The sequence below is a fragment of the Streptomyces sp. NRRL F-525 genome, from assembly GCF_000716605.1.
Lineage (GTDB): Bacteria > Actinomycetota > Actinomycetes > Streptomycetales > Streptomycetaceae > Streptomyces.
The window spans coordinates 20,886-27,745 of sequence record NZ_JNXE01000062.1 but is presented as its reverse complement, the minus strand read 5'-3'; the positions used below and the strand labels follow the sequence as shown (position 1 = coordinate 27,745).

8 protein-coding genes and 1 pseudogene are annotated in these 6,860 nt (G+C 68.1%); 2 read left to right on the top strand and 7 right to left on the bottom strand.

Features of this window, described 5'->3' with window-relative positions:
- Both OO69_RS51735 and OO69_RS52290 read left to right on the top strand, forming a co-directional pair.
- A pseudogene (locus OO69_RS51735) lies at positions 1 to 87 on the top strand (IS5/IS1182 family transposase); the annotation flags it as partial.
- A gap of 191 nt (positions 88 to 278) precedes the next feature.
- The gene (locus tag OO69_RS52290; protein ID WP_158713518.1) at positions 279 to 767 is read left to right on the top strand and encodes a hypothetical protein; all 489 of its coding nucleotides are present in this window, start codon (positions 279 to 281) and stop codon (positions 765 to 767) included.
- 456 nt (positions 768 to 1,223) lie between these two features.
- Here OO69_RS52290 and OO69_RS46275 read toward each other — a convergent pair whose 3' ends face one another.
- From OO69_RS46275 to OO69_RS46250, 7 genes are all read right to left on the bottom strand, one after another.
- Positions 1,224 to 1,466: a hypothetical protein gene (locus OO69_RS46275; protein WP_033287042.1), complete on the bottom strand. Its 243-nt coding sequence runs from the start codon at positions 1,464 to 1,466 to the stop codon at positions 1,224 to 1,226.
- Positions 1,467 to 1,556: 90 nt separating this feature from the next.
- On the bottom strand, positions 1,557 to 1,967 hold the full coding sequence (locus OO69_RS49680) for a DDE-type integrase/transposase/recombinase (RefSeq protein WP_158713517.1): 411 nt from the start codon (positions 1,965 to 1,967) through the stop codon (positions 1,557 to 1,559).
- Between the two features lie 11 nt (positions 1,968 to 1,978).
- Positions 1,979 to 2,461 (bottom strand): hypothetical protein, encoded by a 483-nt coding sequence (locus tag OO69_RS49675; protein WP_051801799.1) that lies wholly within the window; start codon positions 2,459 to 2,461, stop codon positions 1,979 to 1,981.
- A 182-nt stretch (positions 2,462 to 2,643) separates the two neighbouring features.
- The gene (locus tag OO69_RS46265) at positions 2,644 to 3,096 is read right to left on the bottom strand and encodes a hypothetical protein (RefSeq protein WP_033287041.1); all 453 of its coding nucleotides are present in this window, start codon (positions 3,094 to 3,096) and stop codon (positions 2,644 to 2,646) included.
- Between the two features lie 54 nt (positions 3,097 to 3,150).
- Entirely contained in the window at positions 3,151 to 3,654 is a 504-nt protein-coding gene (locus OO69_RS49145) for an IS110 family transposase (protein ID WP_051801797.1), read from the bottom strand.
- Positions 3,655 to 3,984: 330 nt separating this feature from the next.
- Positions 3,985 to 5,097: an alkene reductase gene (locus tag OO69_RS46255; RefSeq protein WP_051801795.1), complete on the bottom strand. Its 1,113-nt coding sequence runs from the start codon at positions 5,095 to 5,097 to the stop codon at positions 3,985 to 3,987.
- Positions 5,098 to 5,481: 384 nt separating this feature from the next.
- Entirely contained in the window at positions 5,482 to 6,828 is a 1,347-nt protein-coding gene (locus tag OO69_RS46250; RefSeq protein WP_033287040.1) for an aldehyde dehydrogenase family protein, read from the bottom strand.
- Positions 6,829 to 6,860: the final 32 nt, after the last annotated feature.

Sequence of the window (6,860 nt, the reverse complement as noted above, 5' to 3'; positions counted from 1 at the left end):
TGGCGCATCTTCCGCAGATCCCGGTGCAGCCCGAATCGAATGACGTCAATCGCCGCCGCCGTCCTCACCCTGGAGCGGCAACGCTGAAAGAGCTCACTGACCGCGAAACTGGGCAACTCGGTAACCTCCGCCATCCCGGCGCACAAGACCCTCAACGCCAAGTACGGCATTTGGCGACGACGTGTCACCGGCACCAGCTACTACGTGTACAGCAACTGTGAGAGCTCCAAGCCTTCGACAATCGTCTCGTACACGCCTTACACCGTCGGCTGGTACACATGGCTGAGCTGACCAAAGTCCGTGCGGTAGTGACGATCGCCTTCGCGGCGAGCGTTCCACTCATCGCGGGCTGCACAGCGCACAACGGTCAGAGCTCACCGAGCGAAACCCCGACCGTCTCGGCATCGCCTTCCCCTCCTTCTTCTGCCATTGATCTGACGAAGACTCCGCCCGACATCTCCGGTTCGGCCAAGGCCCTCATCCGTCTGGCGAACAGGACAGGGTCGGAAGAGGTGGCCGTGATCGGAAACATCAAGGCGGGGACGGTTGCCGTGGCGACCGAATGCACCGGCGAGGGGAAAACGACCATAGCCATCGGGAAACTGGCCACCTACACCATCCCGTGCGCGGCCACACCCTCGACGACCTACAACGAAATCGGCTTGGGCAGCAGCAAGAAACAGGTCAAAATCACGGTTACGGCCAGCCCTGAAGTCCACTGGGGACTGTCCGTCGGATGGCGCTCTGGATTCCAGCGTCCGTCCTGACCAATGCGGCTCCGTGGTTTGGGCCCCGGGGATATCACGACTGATTCTCCGGGGCCCGGAGCCGTCCTACGTCGGGCGCGGAAGGAACGGGCGGACCATACCGAGGCGCCCGCGGCCGGTATGCGGACCAGGAACGCGCAGCGGGCGTGAACAGCGGCGGGCGTTCGGCCCGGGACAGCGGGTTTGCGGCGTGGGGACCAGTGGAGACGGTGATTCCTCGTGCGGTCTGTCAAGCCGTGAGAGCACTGGGCGGGGTGAGCTTGTAGCACCGTCCCTCGCGTAGAGGGACTCACCGTCCACGTGTTGCCGCAACGGCAAGGATCCTTCGAGGGGCGTCGGCAGGGGTCGTACGGTCTGCGGTCGACGAGACGGTCGGCGCAGGAAGAAGGCCCGGAGGCGGAAGAAGGAGAACCTGCCGGCCCCGGTTACGGCTGCCGCCAGGCGGCCGTAGCCCACTCACCTGGTGCGGGCCTGGCTTTTGCTTCTCATCGCGCCGATCGTCTGGCCGGCCATGAGGAGGCATGCGATCAGGGCGAAGGGCCAGATCCAGAGGGGTGCGTCGGCGTTGTAGACGGGGGTGAGGGCCGACAGCAGCGACAGGGCGGCCCAGACGGTGAGTCGTGTGCGGAGAAGTGCCCAGGGGTTGGTAGGGCGAGCGAAGAGGATGAGCCCGCGTATCGAGTCTGGGGAGATGGCCATGGATGTATCGGTGCCTGTTCATGTCGCAGCGGCGGGGTGCCCGCGACCGAAGCGGTCGTGGGGCACCCTCTCGTGAACCGTCGTTCAGATCTAGCGGTGGTAGGAGCTGTAGCGGTAACCGGGGATGACCATGGCCAGGGCGTTGGCTGTCGACGCCGCAGCGGGTGAGGCGTCGACCGAGCAGCCCACCACACGTCGCGAGAACGTGTCCAGGACGACCGCGCAGTACACCTTGCCCGCAAAGATGGGGTGTTCGGTGATGTCGGTGCCCCATGACTGGTCCCGGGCGTGGCGGGTGAAGTTCCACTCCACCAGGTCGGCGACGGACGGCGTGACGTGCTTGGCGCGGGGTCGCCGACTGCCGTGCAGGCCGTGCAGGCCGACGCGCTGCATCAGCAACTCCACAGTGCCGTGGCTGACATGGCTGCGCGGGCCCAGACCGAGCTCAGCACGGGACCGGCGGGACCCGTAGGTGCCGCGAGAGGCGGTGCGGATGCCCACGACGGCCTCGGTCAGGGAACAGTGGTGGTGGCCTGACCGGTCGGGCGCGTGCCGTCGTAGGCGTAGACGTGGACCTCGACCGACGTGCCGGGCTTCGCCGGGACGAGGGAGAGCGCGACGACGCGGCCGGCGGCGTCCTTGGCGACGGTGGGCATCCGTACGGAGGCGGCGGGGGAGACGACGACCGTACGGCCGTGGGAGCAGTCGGCGGAGACGGAGACGACGCGGGGCGGCGGACCGCCGTCCTGCCTGGCGGTGCGGGCGGGGAGTCGGGAGGCGGCCGGAGCGGCGGGCACGCCCCGCGTGGATCTGCTCAAAGACACCGCGCCGATCCCCTCGGCGCCGCTCCAGAACGTGGTCCCGCACAGCTTCAGCGGGGGCGCGCCACTGCGGATGTCCGGCCCGGAGCAGCCGGCGGCTGCGGCGGCCACGAGGGCCAGGCAGACGGCCGACAGCGTGGTGCGGCCACGGCGGTGGCGCGGAGCTTGGGCCATCGGTGTCTCCTCGTACGGATCGGCGCTTCACGCGCGGCCGGTCCTTGCCGACCGTTATGGAGACGCCGAAGGCACCGCTGACGTTCGTTCACCCGGCGATCGCACCTCGCTCAGTCCCGGGCCCGGCTGATTTCCCAATGGAGAGGTCAAGCTGTGCCGAGGGACAGAAACCAGTTCCGCGATCAGTCGAACCAGACCACGAGTCGCACGTGCTCTGGGCCATGTACCTCGCCAAGCGTGCGCATCACGTCCCAGACCGGCGCCCAGTGAGTCCCCGTCCCGGCGACCATACTTCGGCTGCGAGTGCCGGACCGATCGGTCTCGTCCCAGTTGGCGGCTGCCAGTTCGGCCCATGTGATCCACGTCGTTCCGTGCGCGTCCTGCGGGCGGCCCCACGCGTTGAACGCGCCCCGCAGTCCGGTTGAGGCGTCCTCCGGCAGACCGCGGTCATCGGTCAGCGGCCGGAAACCGAAGGAGTTGCGGACGCCGAAGAGGCAGGCGAGGGCGTTATAGGCGTTGCCTGTGTTGAGAAGGAAGAGGTCAATGGCGGCATGCCATACCGCGTCCTCGTCGTCCTCTCCCCAGATCCGGGCTATGGGTCTGCACTCGATCATGCCGCTCACGTCGGTGGACATGTCCGCAGTCTGCCGAGGGGGAGAGGGCTCGTCGCCTGTATTTCGGTGCAGAACCTAACTGGTGGGCCGGGGTGGTGCGACCTCGTGGAGTCGGCCGCCGCGGATCAGTGCCCACAGGATGTTGACTCTGCGTCGGGCGAGGGCGGTCACGGACTGGGTATGCCGTTTGCCCTCGGCGCGCTTGCGGTCGTAAAACGCCCTGGAGTTGGGGTCGTGGCGCACGCTCGTCAGGGCGGACATGGAGAGGACGCGCTGGAGACCCCGATGACAGTGGTGTGGCCGGTGCAGGTTGCCGTTCCGCTTCCCGGAACCGTGCGGTACCGGGGCCAGACCGGCGAACGCTGCGAGCCCGTCCGGGCTGCTGGAGTCCGCCAGGTCGTTGCCCACCGTGGCGAGGAACCCGGTACCCAGCAGCGGATCGATGCCGGGCATGCTGGCCACGATCTCGGCCAGCTCGTGCGTCCGGAAGCGGGCCTCGATGAGCCGGTCGACATCGGCGACCTTGTCGTTCAGGGTCTCGACCTCCTGGGCGAGCGTCCGAACGAGCTGTGCGATCAACCACCTCGCCGGGAACGGAAGGTGTGCTGCCGCTCTGCGGCTTCCAGGGCCTTCTTTGCCAGCTCCTCTGGGCGGCGGACGCTACGCGTGCGCAGCCATCGGGTGAGCCGCGCGGTCCCGAGGCGCCGGAGTGCTGCCGACGTCTGAGAGGGCGGTACGTGACTTGACGTCTGTATTGCCCTGTCCATCGCCTCGCAGACCTGCCGTGCCCGCAGCGTGGCGTGATCGCCGGTGTGGCCGGGGGCTCACAGGGGCGGGCACAGTGTCGCCGGTCGGGCGCCTGTCCACGGGTGCGTGGGTCTGCCGCATGGACAGGCGTGACCGTGGGCCTCAAACCCCTTCGAGGGAGGGGTAGTCGGTGTAGCCCTCGGCGCCCGGCCCGTAGAACAGTTCCGGCCGCGGCTCGTTCTCCGGGTGGCCGCCCTGCCAGCGCTCGACGAGGTCGGGGTTGGCGATGAGGGCCCGGCCCACGACCACGGCGTCGGCGTGGTCGGCCTCGATCTGCTGGAGCGCCTGCTCGCGGGTGGTCTGCCCCCCGAAGGGGCCGTTGTTGACGATCAGCCTGCCGTTGAAGCGCCGCCGCAGCTCCTGTACCAGGTCGCCGCCCGGCTCGGTGTGCAGTACGGAGAGGTAGGCCAGGCCCAGCGGGCGCAGTTGCTCGAGCAGGGTGCCGTAGGTGGCCAGGACGTCGTCCCGGTCGGTCTCGAAGACGTCCCCGAGGTCGACCTCCGGCGAGATCCGCAGCCCGACCCGCTCGGCACCGACGGCCTGGGCAACCGCCGTGACGACCTCGACGACGAAGCGGGCGCGGTTGTTCGGCGAGCCGCCGTATCCATCGGTGCGCTGGTTGGCCGCCGGGGAGAGGAACTGGTGGAGCAGGTAGCCGTTGGCGCCGTGGATTTCCACGCCGTCCGCTCCCGCCTCGATGGCCCGGCGGGCCGCGGCGACGAAGTCCTCCAGGGCTGCACGGATCTCCGCGGTGGTCATCGCTTCCGGTACGGGGTAGGGCTGCTCGCCCTTCTCGGTGAACGTCTTGCCGTCGATGGCGATCGCGCTGGGGGCGAGGATGCGGCGGCCGCCGTTGATGCCGGGGTGGGTGCCGCGGCCGGCGTGCATGATCTGCACGACGATGCGGCCGCCCTCGGCGTGCACTGCCTCGAACACGCGCTGCCAGCCGGCCGCCTGCTCGTCGGTGGCGATGCCCGGCTCACCGACATAGCCCTGCGACGCGTGGTCGGGATAGGTGCCCTCGGTGATGATCATTCCGACGCTCGCCCGCTGCCGGTAGTACTCGACCACGAGGTCCCCGGGGATGCCGGAGGAACCGGCCCGGACTCGGGTCAGCGGTGCCATGACGATGCGGTTGGCGAGCTCGATCTTCCCGAGAGAGATGGGGGAGAAAAGCGAAGGAACATATGAAACTTCGGAAATATCGACAGTCATTGATTTCTTTCTGCAATACGGAGAGAAATGGAATGAAGGTCTGCGACGCAGGGGGTCCACACCGCCCCCGGCGTCAGTGTCGACGCCGGTCGAGCGCAACTGCCCGCCGGAGTACGGGCGTTCGCTCCTTGCGCACGATCAGCAGTCAGCCAGGGGGCGAAGTCATGGGTTCCGCCGCCGGAGTCGGTACGGATCGGTGTCTGCACCGCGCGCCGCGACCGACTCCCTCGACGCGCCCCTGCGCAGAGGACCGATACACGGCTTCACCTGGAACGCGCTCTGGGCGGTGGCGGGAACAGCGATCTCAGCGATCCTCATTCTCGACCTGAGGCACTTCCGCCGCCCGATCGCCCATCGGACAGCCTGCTTCACGAAAGCGCGAGGCTAGCTGAGCGGGACGTCCGCGACGGCCTTGAGGTGGCTGAACGTCTCAAGGGAATACCGGCCGTGGTACCGGCCCATGCCGCTTTCGCCGACGCCACCGAACGGCAGGCCGGTCATGAGCAGTTGCATCACCGGCTGGCCCCAGGCGACGCCGCCGGAGGACGTCTCGTTCACCAGGCGCGACTTGGTGGCCTCGGACGTGGTGAAGGCGTAGAGGGCCAGGGGCTTGTCGCGTTCGTTGATGAAGGTGATGGCGGCATCGAGGTCTTCGACTTCGACGACGGCGAGGATCGGACCGAAGATCTCCTGCTGCATGACCGGCGATGCGGGGTCGACATCGATGAGTACCGTCGGTGCGATGAACAGGTCGTCGCGGTCGTGCCGGCCTCCTACCGCTGCCCGGCCGGAATTCAGCAGAGCGGTGAGCCGGTCGAAATGGCGCTCGTTGATGATCCGGCCGAAGTCGGCCGCGGTCTGCGGGCTGGTGCCGAACTGGGCTTCGACCGCAGTGCGGAGCGCGGGGACCAGTGCGGCAGCGGTCGCGGGATCGGCCAGAACATAGTCGGGGGCTATGCACTGCTGACCGGCGTTGCCGAACTTCGCGCCCACCAGCCGCCTGGCGGTCTCCTCCACATCGGCGTCGGGCGCCACGAAGACCGGCGACTTGCCTCCGAGTTCGAGCGTGACGGGGGTGAGGTTCTTGGCGGCCGCGGCCATGACGATCCGGCCGACGGCGCCGTTGCCGGTGTAGAAGATGTGGTCGAAGCGCTGTGCGAGGAGGGCCGTGGTCTCCTCGGCGCCCCCCTCGATCACGGTGAGCACGTCAGGGTCGAAGTACTCTCGCAGCAGGCGTGAAGCGGCCGCCGATGTGTGCACCGAGATCTCGCTCGGCTTGGCCACCACGGTGTTCCCGGCGGCCAGGGCGCCGATGATGGGGTCGATGAGAAGGTGCAGCGGGAAATTCCACGGAGCGATCACCAGGACCACCCCGAGCGGGTCGTACGTGGTGTAGGCCGTGGTCGTGGGACCGAAGTGGGCGGGAACCTCCACCGGGCGAGGCTGAAGCCAGCTCTCCAGATTCGCCAGCGTCTCGTCGATGTCTGCGACAGTGAAGTCGATCTCCTGCGTCTTCGCCTCGGCGGGGTTCTTCCGCAGGTCCGCCCAGAGCGCTTCGATCAGTTCCTGCTCGTTCTCGACCAGCAGTGCCCGCAGCCGCCGCAGCTGGTTGACGCGCCAGTCCAGTCCGCGGGTGACGCCGGTGTTGAAGGTCGCACGGAGGCGGCCGACCGCCTCCGCGGGCGTTTCGCTCTGGTGCGTCCTCGACTCGGTTCCCTGTGTTGCGGTCATGGGGTGTGCTCCGTTCTTGATGAAAGCCACGC

What these genes read in the sequence shown, in the direction of transcription:
- OO69_RS46250 (WP_033287040.1), bottom strand. Translation starts at nt 6,828, where the DNA reads ATGACCGCAACACAGGGAACCGAGTCGAGGACGCACCAGAGCGAAACG.
- OO69_RS52290 (WP_158713518.1), top strand. Translation starts at nt 279, where the DNA reads ATGGCTGAGCTGACCAAAGTCCGTGCGGTAGTGACGATCGCCTTCGCG.
- OO69_RS49675 (WP_051801799.1), bottom strand. Translation starts at nt 2,461, where the DNA reads ATGGCCCAAGCTCCGCGCCACCGCCGTGGCCGCACCACGCTGTCGGCC.
- OO69_RS46255 (WP_051801795.1), bottom strand. Translation starts at nt 5,097, where the DNA reads ATGACTGTCGATATTTCCGAAGTTTCATATGTTCCTTCGCTTTTCTCC.
- OO69_RS46265 (WP_033287041.1), bottom strand. Translation starts at nt 3,096, where the DNA reads ATGTCCACCGACGTGAGCGGCATGATCGAGTGCAGACCCATAGCCCGG.
- OO69_RS46275 (WP_033287042.1), bottom strand. Translation starts at nt 1,466, where the DNA reads ATGGCCATCTCCCCAGACTCGATACGCGGGCTCATCCTCTTCGCTCGC.